Raw genomic sequence first — 392 nt, forward strand, 5'->3', positions numbered from 1 at the left:
CAGAGCGTCGACAAACCCACTAATAAATCAGGTTTATTGACGCTTTTTTTATCTCTATTCTAAAATATATTGATTTTTTAAATAATATAGCAAGTATCTTAGTAAATAGAGGAAAATCATCATCATCTCCGTCTAATCTATCTAGTAATTTTGCTAGTTTTTTCATATTTAGGCACGCAAAAGTAAGTGCTGCTTTCATACTCATTTTTGCTTTTCCTATCATGTTAGTATATCTAAAGCTATGGTATTCTTTTGCACTTGCGAACTGTCTTTCTATTGTTTCTTTTCTTTGCTTGTATTCAGCTTTTCCTGCTTTTGTTAGTCTATATCTCTCACAATAGTCTATGTATTCTTGCCAGATATGTCTGATTATTACTTTTACCTTGCTTTTA

General features: G+C 30.6%; 1 protein-coding gene. It reads right to left on the minus strand.

The features are described 5' to 3' along the window. Positions 1–19: 19 nt before the first annotated feature. The coding region (locus HMPREF2782_RS04485; protein ID WP_186821656.1) for a transposase at positions 20–392 on the minus strand (373 nt) is incomplete at its 5' end.

It is taken from the genome of Anaerococcus sp. HMSC068A02, from assembly GCF_001811125.1.
GTDB lineage: Bacteria > Bacillota > Clostridia > Tissierellales > Peptoniphilaceae > Anaerococcus > Anaerococcus vaginalis_C.